The organism is Modestobacter sp. Leaf380, from assembly GCF_001424485.1.
Lineage (GTDB): Bacteria > Actinomycetota > Actinomycetes > Mycobacteriales > Geodermatophilaceae > Klenkia.
Window position 1 is genome coordinate 61,774 of sequence record NZ_LMQC01000022.1, and the last position, 13,631, is coordinate 75,404.

Genomic DNA, 13,631 nt, shown 5'->3' on the forward strand with positions numbered 1-13,631 from the left:
CGGAGGCGCGGAGTCGAGCCTGCTGGGTGGCTGAGCCACCCAGCTGGGGCGAATGCCGGGCCGGCCGGCCGGGGTCAGGCGCGGGCGACCCAGAAGCGGGAGCCGGCGGGGCCCTCGATGCCCTGGCCGTCGCCCGCGGTGCCGGGGTGCACCGACGTCGCCAGGACCTCGCCGGCCAGCTGGTCGCCGGCTTCGGTGAGCGCCTCGGCCAGCTGGCCGTCGGCGGTCCACCACAGCGCGATCCGGTCGCTGACGTCGAAGCCCGCGGCCTTGCGGGCGTCCTGCACCAGCCGCACGGCCTCGCGCACCAGGCCGGCCCGCTCCAGCTCCGGGGTCAGGGTGAGGTCCAGTGCGACGGTGAGCCCGCCTCCGGACGCCACGGTCCAGCCCTCGCGCGGGGTCTCGGTGACGACGAGGTCGCCGTCCTCCAGGGCCACGTCGGCACCGTCCACGGAGACGGTCGCCGTCCCGGCGCGGTAGGCGGTGACCAGGGTGGCGGCGTCGACGGCGGCGACGGCCTTGGCCACGGCCTGGACCTGCTTGCCCATCCGGCGTCCGACGGCGCGGAAGTCGACCTTGACGCTGACGTCCACGAGGTCGCCCTCGACGGCCGACAGCGCGGTCAGCTCGGCGACGTTGAGCTCGTCGGCCACCTCGGCGACCAGGTCGCGGGGGAGGGAGGACCAGCCGGGGGCCGCGACGAGGGCGCGGGCCAGCGGCTGCCGGGTGCGCACCTTGGACGACGTCCGGGCGGAGCGGCCCAGCTCCACCAGACGGCGGACCAGGGCGACCTGGGCGACCAGCTCGTCGTCCCGGGCGGCGTCGTCGACGGCGGGCCAGGTCGACAGGTGCACCGAGTCCGGGGCACCGACCAGGCCGGGGGCCACGACCTGGCCCCACACCCGCTCGGTCACGAACGGCACGAAGGGCGCCATGAGCCGGGTCAGCCCGTCGAGCACCTCGTGCAGGGTGCCCAGCGCGGCCGGGTCGCCCTCCCAGAAGCGGCGGCGGGAGCGACGGACGTACCAGTTGGACAGGTCGTCGACGAACCCGGCGAGCAGCTTGCCCGCGGTGTGGGTGTCGAAGCCCTCCAGGGCGTCGGTGACCCCGGCGGTGACCTGGGCCAGCTCGGCCAGCGCCCAGCGGTCCAGCAGCGGGCGGTCGGCCGCTGCGGGGGCGGGGGAGGACGCCGGGTCCCAGCCGTTGGTGGAGGCGTAGAGGGAGAAGAAGCTCGCGGTGTTCCAGTAGGTCAGCAGGACCTTGCGGACCACCTCGGACAGCGTCTCGTGCCCGACCCGGCGGGCCTGCCACGGCGAGCCGCCGGCCAGCATGAACCAGCGGACGGCGTCGGCGCCGTGCCGGTCCATCAGCGGGATGGGCTCGATGGTGTTGCCCAGGTGCTTGCTCATCTTCCGGCCGTCCTCGGCCAGGATGTGGCCCAGGCACAGCACGTCCTCGTAGGAGGACTTCCCGAAGACCAGGGTGCCCACGGCCATCAGCGTGTAGAACCAGCCGCGGGTCTGGTCGATGGCCTCGCAGATGAACTGTGCGGGGTAGGCGGCCTCGAACTCGGCCTGGTTGCGGTGCGGGGCGCCCCACTGGGCGAAGGGCATGGACCCGGAGTCGTACCAGGCGTCGATGACCTGGCGGACCCGCCGGAAGGTGCCCTCGACCCCGGGCAGGGTGAAGGTGACCTCGTCGATGAAGGGCCGGTGCGGGTCCAGGTCGGTGAGGTCCCGGCCGGTCAGCTCGGACAGCTCGGCCAGCGAGCCGACGGCGACCAGGTGGGTCGGGTCGGCCTCGTTGCGCCAGATCGGCAGCGGGGTGCCCCAGTACCGGTCGCGGGACAGTGCCCAGTCCACGTTGTTGCGCAGCCAGTCGCCGTAGCGGCCCCACTGCACGTTCTCCGGGTGCCAGGTGGTGCCGGCGTTCTCGGCGAGCAGCTGGTCCTTGATCTCGCTGGTGCGGATGTACCAGGAGGGCTGGGCGTACTGGATCAGCGGGGTGTGGCAGCGCCAGCAGTGCGGGTAGGTGTGCTCGTAGCGGTACTCCCGCCACAGCACGCCCCGGTCGGCCAGGGCCTGGACCAGGGTGGGGTCGGCGGCCTTGAAGAAGTGCCCGCCCACCAGCGGGACGTCGGCCAGGAAGTGCCCGGTCGTGTCGATCGGGTTGACCACCGGCAGGCCGTAGGACCGGCAGGTCGCGAGGTCCTCGGCACCGAAGGCGGGGGCCTGGTGCACCAGGCCGGTGCCGTCGTCGAAGGTGACGTAGTCGGCGAGCAGCACGAAGTGCGCGTCGCCCTCGGGGAACTCGACCAGGTCCAGTGGCCGCTGGTAGTGCACGTTCTCCCAGTCCCGGCCGGTGGTGGTGGCCAGCACCTCGTAGGGCACGTCGGCCCCCAGGACGGCGGACACCAGCGGCTCGGCGACGACGACCGTGCGCTCGCGCACCGTGCCGTCGGGGTCGGCGTGCTCGGCCTTCACGACGAGGTAGGTGACGTCGGGGTTCACCGCCACGGCGGTGTTGGACGGCAGGGTCCACGGCGTCGTCGTCCAGACCAGCAGGTCGGCCCGGCCGGCCCACTCACCGCTGGTGACCGGCAGCGAGACGTAGACCGAGGGGTCGGTGACCGTCTCGTAGCCCTGGGCGACCTCGTGGTCGGACAGGCCGGTACCGCAGCGCGGGCAGTAGGGGGCGACCCGGTGGTCCTCGGTGAGCAGGCCCTTGTCGAAGACCGTCTTCAGCGACCACCAGACGCTCTCGATGTAGCTGGGGTCCATCGTCCGGTAGGCGGTCGACATGTCGACCCAGTAGCCCATCCGGTCGGTCAGCTCGGCGAAGGCGTCCACGTGCCGCTCGACCGAGGCCCGGCAGCGGGCGTTGAACTCGGCGATCCCGTAGGCCTCGATGTCGGGCTTGCCGGCGAAGCCCAGCTCCTGCTCGACGGCGATCTCCACGGGCAGGCCGTGGCAGTCCCAGCCGGCGCGGCGGGGCACGTGCATGCCCTGCATGGTCTTGAACCGGGGGAACACGTCCTTGAACGCGCGCGCCTCGATGTGGTGCGTGCCCGGGCGGCCGTTCGCCGTCGGGGGGCCCTCGTAGAAGTTCCACTGCGGACGCCCGGCGGACTGCTCCAGCGAGCGGGCGAAGATGCCACCGGACTCCCACTGGGCCAGCACCTCGTGCTCGAGGACGGGCAGGTCGACCTGCGGGGGGAGGGCTGCGAACGGGGAGGACGGGCTCACACGTCCCATCATCCCAGCCGCCGCCAAGCCGCTTGACCCCGATCGACACACCGGTGCGGGACACTGCGCCCATGGGGGTGAGCCGATGGACACGACGGTGACCCTCGCGCTCGCCGTCGGCGCCCTCGTCGTGCTGGTCGCCGCCATGGCGCTGCGCCTGTCGGACAAGCTCGGGCTGCCCTCGCTTCTGATCTACCTGCTGCTCGGGGTGGTGCTGGGGGAGAGCGGGTTCGGCGTCCAGTTCGAGGACGTCGGCCTGACCCAGACCCTCGGTGTCGCGGCGCTGGTGGTGATCCTGGCCGAGGGCGGTCTGACCACCCGGTGGTCCGACGTCCGGCGGGCCGTGGGGCCGGGCCTGACGCTGGCCACGGTCGGGGTGCTGGTCTCCATCGTGGTGACGGCGGCCGCCGCCGTCTGGGTGCTCGGCTTCTCCTGGGAGCTGGCGCTGCTGCTGGGCGCGGTCGTCAGCTCCACCGACGCCGCGGCGGTGTTCGCGACGCTGCGCCGGTTGCCGCTGCCGCGTCGGATGGCGGCCTCGCTGGAGATGGAGTCCGGGCTCAACGACGCCCCGGTGATCCTGCTGGTGCTGGTGCTCTCCGAGCGGCTGGTCGGCGGGGAGACCGTGTCGTGGTGGATCACCGCGGTCGAGGTGGTCGGCGAGCTGGCCGGCGGCTCGGTCATCGGGGTGGCGATCGGCTTCGGTGGTGCCTGGCTGCTGCGCCGGGCCGCGCTGCCGCTGGTCGGCTTCTACCCGCTGGCCACGCTGGCGCTGTGCGTGCTGGCGTTCTCCTCGGCGTCGCTGGCGCACACCTCGGGCTTCGTCGCGGTCTACCTGTGCGGGCTGGTGCTGGGCAACGCCGCGCTGCCGCACCGGGCCGGCACCATCGGGTTCGCCGAGGGCATGGCCAGCCTGGCCCAGATCGGCCTCTTCGTGCTGCTGGGTCTGCTGGTCAGCCCCTCCCGGCTGCCCGAGGCGGTGCTGCCGGCGCTGCTGATCGGTGGCGCGCTGCTGCTGGTGGCCCGGCCGTTGTCGGTGGTGGCCAGCCTGGCCTGGTTCCACGTGCCCTGGGCGCAGCAGGCGTTCATCTCCTGGGCGGGGCTGCGCGGGGCGGTGCCCATCGTGCTGGCGACCTTCCCGATCGCCGCCGCGGTCCCCGAGGCGACCCGGGTGTTCGACATCGTCTTCGTGCTGGTCGTGGTGTTCACGATCGTGCAGGGCGGGTCGTTGCCGGCGGTCGCCCGCTGGCTGCGGATCGCCACCCCGGTCACGCCGCGGGACATCGACGTCGAGTCCGCCCCGCTGGACGCCCTGGGCGCCGAGCTGATGCAGCTGACCGTGCCGCCGGGGTCCCGGCTGCACGGGGTCTACCTGCCTGAGCTCCGGTTGCCCGAGGACGCCGCCGTCGTGCTGGTGGTGCGCGACGGGAAGCCCTTCGTGCCCAACCGGGACACCCGGCTGATGCGTGGGGACCAGGCGCTGCTGGTGTCCGGGCGGGAGTCCCGCCCGGAGGCCGAGCGCCGGCTGCGGGCGGTCAGCCGCGCCGGCCGGCTGGCGACCTGGCGTGGCGAGGCCGGCGCGGCCAGCGAGGTCGACTGACCCTCAGCCGGTGACGCCGGCCAGCACGGCCTCGGCGGTGCGCCGACCCCGGGCCACCGCGTCGGCCGGTGCCTCCCGCAGGTGCATCGCCAGGGTGCCGGTGACCACCAGCAGCAGGGCGTCGGCCAACTCGCCGGCCCGGCCCCCGGCGACCGGGCCGGCCAGCTCGGTCAGCCGCCCCCGCAGCAGGGCGGTGTCGGCGGCCAGTGCGGCGGTGGCGGTGGGGTCCTCGGGCGGTGCGCCGGCGGCGGCGTCCAGGAACGCGCACCACCGGGCCGGGGACCCGTCGCGCCGGAAGTCGGCCAGGCAGTCGAAGACGGCCAGCAGCCGGCCGCGGTCGTCGTCGGCGGCCGCCACGGCGGCGGACCAGGCGGCGTCCCACCGGGCCAGCCGGGCGTCGAGCACGGCGGCGTGCAACCCGGCCTTGCTGCCGAAGTGGGCGTAGAGCGTGGCCGGGGCGACGTCGGCCCGGGCCAGCACCGCGTCCACCGGGCAGCCGGGTCCCAGGGCGGCGAAGAGCTCTTCGCCGGCGTCGAGCAGGCGCTGGCGGGCATCGGGTCGCGTCGGCACGACGACCATGTAACCATCGTTTCAATGAAACGACCGTTATGGACGCCGTTCGTACCCGCCGCCACCGCACTGATCGCCTGCACCTACGGGCTGGTCCGCTACGCCTTCGGGCTCACCGTGCCGGCCGCCCAGCAGGACCTCGGGCTGTCCACCGGCGCGGTCGGGGTGGTGTCCGGGCTGACCTCGGTCGCCTACTGCCTGGCCGCCGCGGTGGCCTTCGCCTGCTGCCAGCGCTGGCCCCGCACCGTGGTGGCCGCAGCCGGCGGGGTCGCCGTAGCCGGCTCCCTGGGGGTCGCCGTCGCCGGGTCCGCCACGCTCTTCGCCGCTTCGGTGGTGCTCGCCAGCGCCGGGGCCGGCGCAGCCTCCCCGGGCCTGGTCGTGCTGGTCCGCCGCGCGGTCCCCGGGCCCGACGAGCCGCGGGCACAGGCCGTGGTCAACGCGGGCACCGGGCCCGGCCTGGTCGCCGCCGGTGCGGTCGCCCTGCTGCTCGCCCAGCGGTGGCAGGCGGGCTGGCTGGTCGCCGCGGTGGCCACCGCGCTGGTCACCGTCGCGGTGCTGGCGCTGTCCCGGGGAGCCGCCGGGGGACCCGTGCACCGCGTCCGGCCCGACGTCGGGCCCGGCTGGGTCGGACCCCTCGTGGTCGCCGTCCTGCTGGGCGCGGGGAGCGCGGCGGTGTGGACCCACGGCCGGGCGGTCCTCGAGGACCGCGGTCTCGTCCCGGACGCCGCGGTCGGGGTCTGGGTCTGCCTGGGCGTCGGCGCGACCGGGGCCGCCTGGGCGGCCCCGCGGCTGCTCCGGGCCGGCGTCCCGACGGCGATGACGGGCTCGCTGCTGCTGACCGCCGCCGGCACCGCCGGGTTCGCCGTCCCCCCGGTCGGCCCGGTGCCCGCGGTGGCCGCGATCGCCTTCGGGCTGGGCTTCACCGCGGCCACCTCGGTGCTGATCGGCTGGGCCGCGGAGGTGTCCGCCACCCCCGGCCCGGCCGTGTCGGCGTTCTTCGTGGCCCTGCTGCTGGGTCAGGGCGTCGGTGCGCCGGTCGCCTCGGCGCTGCTGGGACGAGGTGTCCCGGTGGCCTTCGGCGCGGCAGCCGTGGTGGTCCTGGTCGCGGCCGGCGTCACCCGGGCGACCACCCGCGGCCCAGGACCCTGCGGCCGTCGCGCCTCAGGAGGCGACCGCCCTGACGCCTCAGGAGGCGACCGCCCTGACGCCTCAGGAGGCGACGACGAGGTCCACCGGGTGCGGCGCGACCAGCCGGTCGCCGTCCCGGCTGCTGACCGCGACCAGGGCGTCCAGCAGCACGGCGTGGGTGTCGGCGTCCAGGCCTGAGCAGTCCGCCCCCACCAGGAAGTCCAGCACCTCGCGGCCGGTCGCCGAGTCCCGGTCCAGGCAGTCGGTGACGTCGAGCCGGCCGGCCAGCCGCGTCGTGGTCCCGGCCAGGCCGGCGGCCGCGAGGGCAGCGGGCAGCTGGTCGCTCCACCAGCGGTGGCTGCCCGGACCGACGGCCTCGGTGAGCTGGTTGAGCTCGGCGAGCGGCGCCAGTGCGAGGACGAGGATGCCGCCGGGCAGCAGCCGGTCGCGGGCCGCGTCGAGGGCCTCGGCCAGGTCGGGCACGTAGTAGAGGGAGTGCACCGCGAGGACGACGTCGAAGGGCTCGTCGCCGACGGTGTCGGCCAGCGAGTCGAACGTGCCCTCGTGCAGCACGGCCTCCCCGGCGTGCCCCAGGGCGCGTTGGAGCCGGTCCCGGCAGCGGGCGCCGACGGCGCCGTCCGGCTCGGCGGCGACCCAGCGCAGCCGGCCGCGACCGGGCGCGAGCCCGGCGGCCAGCGGGGCGTCCAGGCTGCCGTCGCCGGGACCGATGCTGAGCACCGACCGGGGCTCCGTGCCGGGCAGTGCGTCGTCCAGGACGGTCCCGAGCCGGTCGGCCAGCAGGGCCCGCTGGTCGCTGTGTGCCTCGTAGGTTCGGTGGGCGCGCGCGTAGGCGGTGGCGTCCAGGGGGCGGAGCCCGGAGCCTCCCGCGAGGGTGCTGCGCAGCAGCTCGAGCGGGGTGGCGAGGCTTGTCACGCCCGGAACACAACCACACCGAGCTGCGTAATCGTTCTTGACGCAGGTGCGCTGGACAGCGGGCGCGGTGGGGCGCAGAGTCCTTGCGTGCCCCCACCCGTCAGCACCACCACCGACACCGTGTCCGCGAGCCTGGCCCACTGGTCGGAGTCCGGCCGCCGCGGCATGGAGGCCTTCTACGCCCTCGCCACCGAGGACTACCGGCAGCTCGCCCTCGCCCGTGACTGGGCCGGCACGCTCGCCGACCTCGCCGCCGGCGGTGACCGCGTCCACCTGCTCGACGTCGCCTGCGGCAGCGGCAAGTTCCCCACCGCCCTGCTCGCCACCGAGCCGGTCGCCGCCCTGGCCGGGTCCCTCACCGTCCAGACCGACCTGCTCGACCCCTCCCGCTTCAGCCTGGACGAGGCCCGCGGCACGCTCGCGCCGCCCTTCGAGGGCGCCGTCGACCACGAGTGCACGCTGCAGGACCTCGTCGTCCGGGACGGCGGGTGGGACGTCGTCTGGTCCACCCACGGGCTGTACGCCCTGCCGCAGGCCGACCTGGCTGCCGGGATGACCCGGTTCGTCGAGGCCATCGCCCCCGGTGGTCTCGGCGTCGTCGCCCAGGCCACCAGCTCCTCCCACTACCTCGTCGTCGACGAGGCGTTCCGGCGGTCCTTCGACCCCGCCGGCGTCCGGACGCCGTACACGTCGGCCGAGCAGGTCCGCGAGGCCCTGGAGGCGCTCCCGGTCACCGTGACCGAGGAGCTGCTGACCTACCGCACGTCGGTCGCCCAGGACGACCGGGAGACCGCCGAGGGCTTCCTGCAGCGCTGCGTCTTCGACGACTCGGTGTCCCTGGACCAGATGCTCGCCGACCCGGTCGTGGGGGGCTACCTCGCCTCCTGCGTCGAGGACGGCCGCTGGGTCTTCGACCACCAGGTCGCCCTCCTCACGGTGCGTCACGCGTGAGCGGCAACGTCTCCCAGTCCCACGCCGCGCGCGACGGGCTGGACACCGCCTGGACCGGTGACAACAACGAGTGGTGGGACTGGTACCTGACGCTGGCCGACAACGGCGGCGACCAGGGGCCCCTCACCGAGGTCGACGAGCCGGCCCGGCTGCCCGAGCCCGGTGCCGACGAGCTGGACGCGCTGCTGGCCGAGGTCTACCCGGTCACCGCACAGCAGCGGGAGTCCTTCGCCCGGGACGGCTTCGTCAAGCTGCCCGCGGTGCTGCCGCCGGCCGCGGTCAGCCGGCTGCGCCGGCTGCTGGTCGAGCACCTGGAGGCGGCCGGCCGCGACCGGCCCGAGGGTCGGTTCACCAGCGACGAGCTGATGTGGACGCACTCGGCAGAGATCGCCGCCTTCGTGCTCAGCCGCCGGCTCGGCCGGATCGTGGCCGACCTGCTCGCCGTCGACGACGTGCGGGTCTACCACGACAACGTGCTGGCCAAGGAGCCCGCGTGCGGCCGGACGCCGTGGCACTTCGACGACCACCACTTCCCGATCGACAGCCAGTCGGTCGCCACCGTGTGGATGCCGCTGCAGGAGACCCCGCGCGAGATGGGCCCGCTGTCCTTCGCCCGCGGCGTCGACCTGCACCGCCTGGTCGACGACGTGTCCTTCTCCACGAAGGACGCCAGCTACGACCGGGCCGTGTCCGGCGCCTTCGCCGAGTCCGGCGTCTCGGTCGAGGACGGGCCCTTCGCCCTGGGGGAGATCTCGGTGCACTCCAGCCTGTGCTTCCACACCGCCGGCCCCAACCGGACGACGGCGCCGCGGATGGTGCTGGCCACCACCTACTTCGCCGACGGCGCGAAGGTGGTGCCCTCGCCGACCCTGGTGTCGGGGGAGTGGCAGCAGTTCCTCCCCGGGGCGCAGCCCGGTGAGGTCATCGACACCCCGATGAACCCCGTCGTCTCCTAGCGCGTCGAGCCGGGACGACGAGAGCCCCCCGTCCTCGCGGACGGGGGGCTCTGCACGTCGCCGGCTCAGTGCTGGGCGGCGAGCTCCACCGGTCCGGTGAGCTGCAGCGTGGCGGTCGTCTCCTCGCGGACCTCGCGCATCAGGGCCGCGTCGTCCGACAGCTTCCGGCCGTAGGACGGGATGGCCTCGCGCAGCAGCGGGGCCCAACGCTGCTCCTGGTCCGGGAAGGCCCGACGGAGCAGGTCCAGCATGGCGGCCACGGCGGTCGAGGCACCGGGGGAGGCCCCCAGCAGACCGGCGATGGAGCCCTCGGCGCCGACGATCAGCTCGGTGCCGAACTGCAGGACGCCGCGGCCCTTCTCGTCCTGCTTGATGACCTGCACGCGCTGACCGGCGGTGATCATCTCCCAGTCGTCGCCGTCGGCGGTGGGCACGAACTCCTCGAGGGCCTCGATGCGGTCCGAGGGGCGCTGGAGCACCTGGCCGATGAGGTAGCGGGTCAGTGCGGTCTGGGTGCGGGCGACACCGAGCATGGAGCCGATGTTGCCCAGCCGTACCGACCGCGGGAGGTCCAGCCAGGACCCGGCCTTGAGGAACTTGGGCGAGAAGCCGGCGTAGGGGCCGAAGAGCAGCGACTGGTCGCCGTCGATGGCCCGCAGGTCCAGGTGCGGCACCGACATCGGCGGCGCACCCACGGCGGCCTGGCCGTAGACCTTGGCCTGGTGCCGGGAGACCAGCTCGGGGTTGCGGGTGCGCAGGAAGAGCCCGGAGACCGGGAAGCCGCCGAAGCCCTTGATCTCGGGGATGTCGGCGCGCTGCAGCAGCGGCAGGGCGCCGCCGCCGGCCCCGACGAACACGAAGCCCGCGCTGACGGTGAACTCCTGGCCGCTGGCGTGGTGCCGGGCGGTGACGTCCCAGCGGCCGTCCGCGGTGCGCTTGAGGTCCTGCACGCTGGTCCCGGTGTGCACGGCCAGGCCGCGGTCGCTGCCCTGGCGCAGCAGCAGCCGGGTCAGCGAGCCGAAGTCGACGTCGGTGCCGGCGGTGGAGCGGGTGGCGGCCACCGGCTGCGCGGGGTCGCGGCCCTCCATCATCAGCGGCACCCAGGAGGCCAGCTCGGACTGCTCGGTGGTGAGCTCGAGCTCCTCGAACAGCGGGGAGGCGGTGAGGGCCTGGTGCCGGGCCCGCATGTAGCGCTGGCCCTCCTCGCCGTGCACGAAGCTGATGTGCGGCACCGGGGTGATGAAGTGCTTGGGGGAGTCGGTGAGGCCGCTGCGCACCAGGTGAGACCAGAACTGGCGCGAGACCTGGAACTGCTCGTTGATCGTGATCGCCTTGCTCGGGTCGACCACGCCGTCCTTGCCGGCGGGCGTGTAGTTCAGCTCGCACAGCGCGGAGTGGCCGGTGCCGGCGTTGTTCCAGCCGTCCGAGCTCTCCCCGGCGACGTGGTCACCGGCCTCGAACAGGGTCACCGACCACTGGGGGGCCACGATGCCCAGCAGGGCAGCCAGCGTCGCGCTCATCACCCCGCCACCGACCAGGACGACGTCCGGCCGGGACGCATCGGGGATCACGGGGGTGCTGCGGGGGGCGCTGGTCGCGGGGGTGGTCACGAGGGCCTTCCTGTGGGCGCGCTGCTGCGGCGGTGCAGCGTCGGTGCTGTCAGGGGGAGCGGGATCGCCGATCCGACCGCCATGGTCGTCCCCCGCGCGGGTCAGCACGCAGTCCGGGTGGTGTGACCCTCGCCATGCCACCGCCGTGCCACCGCCGTGCCACCGCCGTGCCACCGCCAGGTCACCCCCATGTCGTCGGCAGGCCACGGTGCTGCCGTCGTCGGGCATGCCCGCTGTGTCGTCCGCCGTCCTGCCTGCTGCGGGGGTCGCGGTCGGTACCGTCGCCCGCGTGGCCGAGGACCCCAGCACCCCCGAGACGACCGCGAGCACCCCGGCGGGCCGGCCCTCGCGGACCCGGCTGCTGATCGGCCTGGCCCTCGGGGTGTTCGCGCTGGACCTGGTCACCAAGCTCGCCGTCGTCGCCCTGATCGGGCCGGCGGAGAACATCCGCACCCTGGGCGGGCTGGTGTACCTCACCAACTACCGCAACACCGGCGCGGCCTTCTCCTTCGCCGAGGGCGCCACCGTGGTGTTCAGCCTGATCGCCGCCGTCGTCGTGGTCGTCATCGTGCGGGTGGCCCGCCGGCTGTACAGCACGGGCTGGGCCGTGGCCCTGGGCCTGGTCCTGGGCGGAGCCGTGGGCAACCTGGTGGACCGGGTGTTCCGCGACCCGGGCTTCCTGCGCGGCGGCGTCGTGGACTTCGTGTCCCTGCTGGAGCCCGACGGCGGCTTCTACCCGATCTTCAACGTGGCCGACTCCGCCATCGTCTGCGGCGGCGTGCTGGGCGCGGTCCTCGCCCTGCGCGGCATCGAGTTCGACGGCTCCCGCGACCGCGGCGGGGAGAAGGCCACCGACGACGGGCCGACCACCCCCTGACCATCGGTCACAATGGCGGGGTGACCGCCAGCCTGCACCGTGAGCTCCCGGTGCCCGACGGCCTGGAGGGCTCCCGCGTCGACCAGGCGCTGTCCCGCCTCTTCGGGCTCACCCGCACGGTCGCCGCCGACCTCGCCGACGCCGGCGCCGTCCTCGTCGACGGCCGTGCCCGCGGCAAGGGCGACCGGCTGACCGCCGGCAGCTGGCTGGAGGTCGAGCTGCCGCCCCCGCCCGGGGAGCCCGCCGCCCCCAAGCCCGTCACCGGGATGCGCATCGTGCACGACGACGACGACGTCGTGGTCATCGACAAGCCCGTCGGGGTCGCCGCCCACGGCAGCCCCGGCTGGGACGGGCCCACCGTCGTCGGCGGGCTGGCCGCAGCCGGCTACCGGGTGTCCACCAGCGGCGCCGAAGAGCGGCGCGGCATCGTGCACCGCCTGGACGCCGCCACCACCGGGCTGATGGTCGTGGCCAAGAGCGAGCACGCCTACACCGTGCTCAAGCAGGCCTTCAAGGAGCGCACCGTCGACAAGGGCTACCACGCCCTGGTCCAGGGCCACCCCGACCCGTCCCGCGGCACCATCGACGCGCCCATCGACCGGCACCCCAAGCACGACTGGCGCTTCGCCGTCGTCAGCACCGGGCGGCCCTCGGTCACCCACTACGACACCCTGGAGGCCTTCCCGGCCGCCTCGCTGGTCGACGTGAAGCTGGAGACCGGCCGCACGCACCAGATCCGGGTGCACTTCTCGGCCATGCGGCACCCGCTGGTCGGGGACATGGCCTACGGCGCGGACCCGACGCTCGCCGCCCGGCTGGGCGTGTCCCGGCAGTGGCTGCACGCCATGCGGCTGGGCTTCGCCCACCCCGCCGACGGCCGCTGGGTCGAGTTCACCAGCACCTACCCCGACGACCTCGCCGGGGCGTTGGGCCGGCTGAGCGACGAGGCCTGACCCGGGGGACGTGCGCACACCGTGACCGGCCTGCCCGACTCCCTCGCCGACTTCGGCCCGGCCCAGCTGGCCGCGGTCGTGATCGCCGGGTACCTGGTGGTGGGCGAGCCGTTCGTGGGCCACGTGCTGCACCGTCGGTTCGAGGACCGGATGCGCACCGACGCCCGGGCCCGGCGGTCGTTCTACCGGCGGCTGCTGGTCCTGGAGTGGGGCCTGGCCCTGCTCGTGCTGGTGGTCTTCCTGGCCGCCCCGGACGTCGACGGCGGGCAGCTCGGCCTGCGCTGGCCGCAGCAGTGGCCCGGCGTCGTCACCACGCTGGCCTGCCTGCTGCTGGTCGGGTTCGTCGGGGTCTCCACCCGGGCGCTGCGCTCGGGCGCCCTGGCCACCGCGCCGCCGCCCCGGCCCAGGCCGGGCGAGGGCCGGCACAGCGAGCCGCCGGTGCAGTCCACCGTCGCCCTGCTGCCCCGCTCGGTGCCCGAGCGGCGGCTCTTCGCCCTCGTCGGGGTCACCGCCGGGGTGTGCGAGGAGTGGCTCTACCGCGGGTTCTTCCTCGCCGTCGTCGCGGCCGTGGCGCCCACGCTGCCCACCGGCGGGCTGGTCGTCGTGGCCGCGGTCGCCTTCGGCCTGGCGCACGCCTACCAGGGCATGGCCGGGGTGCTCACCACCGGCGTGCTGGGCGGGGTGCTCGCCGCGCTCTACCTGCAGACCGGCTCGCTGCTGCTGCCCGTCCTGCTGCACGCCGTCATCGACCTGCGGTTCCTGCTGGTGCCGGCCACCGCGCTGCCCGCCGTCCGGACGGCGAGGTGAAGCC

General features: G+C 74.6%; 11 protein-coding genes. 7 read left to right on the top strand and 4 right to left on the bottom strand.

All coding sequences use genetic code 11. The features are described 5' to 3' along the window. Positions 1 to 74: 74 nt before the first annotated feature. Entirely contained in the window at positions 75 to 3,254 is a 3,180-nt protein-coding gene (gene ileS / locus ASG41_RS19570; RefSeq protein ID WP_056299297.1) for an isoleucine--tRNA ligase, read from the bottom strand. Positions 3,255 to 3,330: 76 nt separating this feature from the next. Between ileS and ASG41_RS19575 the strand changes: the two genes are divergently transcribed. Then, a complete protein-coding gene (locus ASG41_RS19575; protein ID WP_056299299.1) occupies positions 3,331 to 4,842 on the top strand; it encodes a potassium/proton antiporter in 1,512 nt (503 codons plus the stop codon). 3 nt (positions 4,843 to 4,845) lie between these two features. On the opposite strand, the gene ASG41_RS19580 is transcribed toward ASG41_RS19575, so the two are convergent. After that, positions 4,846 to 5,412, bottom strand: a complete 567-nt coding sequence (locus ASG41_RS19580) for a TetR/AcrR family transcriptional regulator (RefSeq protein ID WP_200939140.1) — start codon at positions 5,410 to 5,412, stop codon at positions 4,846 to 4,848. A gap of 24 nt (positions 5,413 to 5,436) precedes the next feature. On the opposite strand from ASG41_RS19580, the gene ASG41_RS23290 reads away from it, so the two are divergent. Further along, a complete protein-coding gene (locus ASG41_RS23290) occupies positions 5,437 to 6,738 on the top strand; it encodes an MFS transporter (RefSeq protein WP_082557144.1) in 1,302 nt (433 codons plus the stop codon). Here the strand turns inward: ASG41_RS23290 and ASG41_RS23795 are convergent. Continuing rightward, complete coding sequence (locus ASG41_RS23795; protein WP_056299311.1) at positions 6,622 to 7,473, bottom strand: bifunctional 2-polyprenyl-6-hydroxyphenol methylase/3-demethylubiquinol 3-O-methyltransferase UbiG; 852 nt, start codon at positions 7,471 to 7,473, stop codon at positions 6,622 to 6,624. The two genes, ASG41_RS23290 and ASG41_RS23795, sit on opposite strands and share 117 nt — an antisense overlap. An 87-nt stretch (positions 7,474 to 7,560) precedes the next feature. On the opposite strand from ASG41_RS23795, the gene ASG41_RS23800 reads away from it, so the two are divergent. Further along, positions 7,561 to 8,424 carry a bifunctional 2-polyprenyl-6-hydroxyphenol methylase/3-demethylubiquinol 3-O-methyltransferase UbiG gene (locus ASG41_RS23800; protein ID WP_056299314.1) on the top strand — a complete coding sequence of 288 codons (864 nt, stop codon included), beginning with the start codon at positions 7,561 to 7,563 and terminating at the stop codon, positions 8,422 to 8,424. Next, the gene (locus tag ASG41_RS19600; RefSeq protein ID WP_056299317.1) at positions 8,421 to 9,380 is read left to right on the top strand and encodes a phytanoyl-CoA dioxygenase family protein; all 960 of its coding nucleotides are present in this window, start codon (positions 8,421 to 8,423) and stop codon (positions 9,378 to 9,380) included. Before ASG41_RS23800 ends, ASG41_RS19600 begins: the two co-directional genes overlap by 4 nt. Before the next feature lie 65 nt (positions 9,381 to 9,445). On the opposite strand, the gene ASG41_RS19605 is transcribed toward ASG41_RS19600, so the two are convergent. Further along, positions 9,446 to 10,990, bottom strand: a complete 1,545-nt coding sequence (locus ASG41_RS19605) for a malate:quinone oxidoreductase (RefSeq protein WP_235564933.1) — start codon at positions 10,988 to 10,990, stop codon at positions 9,446 to 9,448. A gap of 289 nt (positions 10,991 to 11,279) precedes the next feature. Here ASG41_RS19605 and lspA point away from each other — a divergent pair, with 289 nt between their 5' ends. The 3 genes from lspA to ASG41_RS19620 are packed head-to-tail and all read left to right on the top strand — an operon-like array spanning position 11,280 to position 13,627. Next, the gene (gene lspA / locus ASG41_RS19610; RefSeq protein ID WP_056299775.1) at positions 11,280 to 11,867 is read left to right on the top strand and encodes a signal peptidase II; all 588 of its coding nucleotides are present in this window, start codon (positions 11,280 to 11,282) and stop codon (positions 11,865 to 11,867) included. A gap of 20 nt (positions 11,868 to 11,887) precedes the next feature. After that, a complete protein-coding gene (locus tag ASG41_RS19615; RefSeq protein WP_200939141.1) occupies positions 11,888 to 12,820 on the top strand; it encodes an RluA family pseudouridine synthase in 933 nt (310 codons plus the stop codon). 21 nt (positions 12,821 to 12,841) lie between these two features. Then, entirely contained in the window at positions 12,842 to 13,627 is a 786-nt protein-coding gene (locus ASG41_RS19620) for a CPBP family intramembrane glutamic endopeptidase (protein WP_056299319.1), read from the top strand. Positions 13,628 to 13,631: the final 4 nt, after the last annotated feature.